This window comes from Acidovorax soli, from assembly GCF_900107605.1.
In the GTDB taxonomy this organism is placed as follows: domain Bacteria; phylum Pseudomonadota; class Gammaproteobacteria; order Burkholderiales; family Burkholderiaceae_C; genus Acidovorax; species Acidovorax soli.
The window spans coordinates 2,501-5,677 of the sequence record NZ_FNQJ01000062.1; the positions used below are offsets into that span (position 1 = coordinate 2,501).

2 rRNA genes are annotated in these 3,177 nt (G+C 51.1%); both read left to right on the forward strand.

Annotated elements, in window-relative coordinates:
• Window positions 1–12: 12 nt before the first annotated feature.
• Window positions 13–2,892 (forward strand): 23S ribosomal RNA (locus BLW02_RS19080).
• Between the two features lie 144 nt (window positions 2,893–3,036).
• Window positions 3,037–3,149, forward strand: a 5S ribosomal RNA gene (gene rrf / locus BLW02_RS19085).
• Window positions 3,150–3,177 lie beyond the last annotated feature (28 nt).

The following is a 3,177-nucleotide window of genomic DNA, read 5'->3' on the forward strand; positions in this document are numbered from 1 at the left end:
TCAAAGTTATAGGGTCAAGTGACTAAGAGCATGTGGTGGATGCCTTGGCGATTACAGGCGAAGAAAGACGTGATAGCCTGCGAAAAGCTTCGGGGAGCTGGCAAATAAGCATTGATCCGGAGATATCTGAATGGGGAAACCCACCTCGCAAGAGGTATCGCATGATGAATACATAGTCATGCGAGGCGAACCGGGTGAACTGAAACATCTCAGTAGCTCGAGGAAAAGACATCAACCGAGATTCCGAAAGTAGTGGCGAGCGAAATCGGAAGAGCCTTCCAGTGATAGTCAGACTGTTAGCAAAACGGAATGGAAAGTCCGGCCATAGCAGGTGATAGCCCTGTATGCGAAAACAGACTGGTGGTACTAAGCTGGAGAAAAGTAGGGCGGGACACGAGAAATCCTGTCTGAATATGGGGGGACCATCCTCCAAGGCTAAATACTCGTAATCGACCGATAGTGAACCAGTACCGTGAGGGAAAGGCGAAAAGAACCCCGGGAGGGGAGTGAAATAGATCCTGAAACCGCATGCTTACAAAAAGTAGGAGCCCTAAGGGGTGACTGCGTACCTTTTGTATAATGGGTCAGCGACTTACATTCAGTGGCAAGGTTAACCGAATAGGGAAGCCGTAGAGAAATCGAGTCCGAATAGGGCGAATTTAGTCGCTGGGTGTAGACCCGAAACCAAGTGATCTATCCATGGCCAGGATGAAGGTGCCGTAACAGGTACTGGAGGTCCGAACCCACTAGTGTTGCAAAACTAGGGGATGAGCTGTGGATAGGGGTGAAAGGCTAAACAAACTTGGAAATAGCTGGTTCTCTCCGAAAACTATTTAGGTAGTGCCTCAAGTATTACCTGCGGGGGTAGAGCACTGTTTAGGCTAGGGGGTCATGGCGACTTACCAAACCTATGCAAACTCCGAATACCGCAGAGTACAGCTTGGGAGACAGAGCACCGGGTGCTAACGTCCGGACTCAAGAGGGAAACAACCCAGACCGCCAGCTAAGGTCCCTAAAATTGGCTAAGTGGGAAACGAAGTGGGAAGGCTAAAACAGTCAGGATGTTGGCTTAGAAGCAGCCATCATTTAAAGAAAGCGTAATAGCTCACTGATCGAGTCGTCCTGCGCGGAAGATGTAACGGGGCTAAGCCAGTTACCGAAGCTGCGGATGTGCAATTTATTGCACGTGGTAGGAGAGCGTTCTGTAGGCCTGTGAAGGTGTCTGGTAACGGATGCTGGAGGTATCAGAAGTGCGAATGCTGACATGAGTAGCGTTAAAGGGGGTGAAAAGCCCCCTCGCCGTAAGCGCAAGGTTTTCTACGCAACGTTCATCGGCGTAGAGTGAGTCGGCCCCTAAGGCGAGGCAGAGATGCGTAGCTGATGGGAAACAGGTCAATATTCCTGTACCGATCAATAGTGCGATGTGGGGACGGAGAAGGTTAGCTCAGCCAACTGTTGGATATGTTGGTTCAAGCCTGTAGTCGTGCCTGGTAGGCAAATCCGCCGGGCTTAGATGAGGGGTGATAACGAGGCTGCTTGCAGCCGAAGTGAGTGATACCCTGCTTCCAGGAAAAGCCACTAAGCTTCAGCTATTGACGACCGTACCGCAAACCGACACTGGTGCGCGAGATGAGTATTCTAAGGCGCTTGAGAGAACTCAGGAGAAGGAACTCGGCAAATTGATACCGTAACTTCGGGAGAAGGTATGCCCCAAGTAGGTGAACTCGTACAGAGGGAGCCCAAAGGGGTTGCAAAAAATCGGTGGCTGCGACTGTTTAATAAAAACACAGCACTCTGCAAACACGAAAGTGGACGTATAGGGTGTGACGCCTGCCCGGTGCTGGAAGATTAAATGATGGGGTGCAAGCTCTTGATTGAAGTCCCAGTAAACGGCGGCCGTAACTATAACGGTCCTAAGGTAGCGAAATTCCTTGTCGGGTAAGTTCCGACCTGCACGAATGGCGTAACGATGGCCACACTGTCTCCTCCTGAGACTCAGCGAAGTTGAAATGTTTGTGATGATGCAATCTCCCCGCGGAAAGACGGAAAGACCCCATGAACCTTTACTGTAGCTTTGTATTGGACTTTGAACAGATCTGTGTAGGATAGGTGGGAGGCTTTGAAGTGAGGTCGCTAGATCTCATGGAGCCAACGTTGAAATACCACCCTGGTGTGTTTGAGGTTCTAACCCAGGTCCATTATCTGGATCGGGGACAGTGCATGGTAGGCAGTTTGACTGGGGCGGTCTCCTCCCAAAGCGTAACGGAGGAGTTCGAAGGTACGCTAGTTACGGTCGGACATCGTGACGATAGTGCAATGGCATAAGCGTGCTTAACTGCGAGACTGACAAGTCGAGCAGATGCGAAAGCAGGACATAGTGATCCGGTGGTTCTGTATGGAAGGGCCATCGCTCAACGGATAAAAGGTACTCTGGGGATAACAGGCTGATACCGCCCAAGAGTTCATATCGACGGCGGTGTTTGGCACCTCGATGTCGGCTCATCTCATCCTGGGGCTGTAGCCGGTCCCAAGGGTATGGCTGTTCGCCATTTAAAGAGGTACGTGAGCTGGGTTTAAAACGTCGTGAGACAGTTTGGTCCCTATCTTCCGTGGGCGCTGCAGATTTGAGGAAGCCTGCTCCTAGTACGAGAGGACCGGAGTGGACACACCTCTGGTGTATCGGTTGTCACGCCAGTGGCATTGCCGAGTAGCTAAGTGTGGAAGAGATAACCGCTGAAAGCATCTAAGCGGGAAACTCGTTTCAAGATGAGATCTGCCGGGGCCTTGAGCCCCCTGAAGAGTCGTTCAAGACCAGGACGTTGATAGGCTGGGTGTGGAAGCGCAGTAATGCGTTAAGCTAACCAGTACTAATTGCTCGTGCGGCTTGACCCTATAACTTTGATAGCCAACACGCTCACCAGCGTGAAGCTCAAAGTCTGTTATGCCAAGTTAGACGCAGTCAAAACACAAACATCTGATTCCAGACTCTATGAATTCGCCAGGCTGTTCACAACAACAGCCCAGCACCAAGTTATGCCTGATGACCATAGCAAGTTGGTACCACTCCTTCCCATCCCGAACAGGACAGTGAAACGACTTTGCGCCGATGATAGTGCGGGTTCCCGTGTGAAAGTAGGTCATCGTCAGGCTCTTACAGCCCAGTAACGCCCCGCTCAA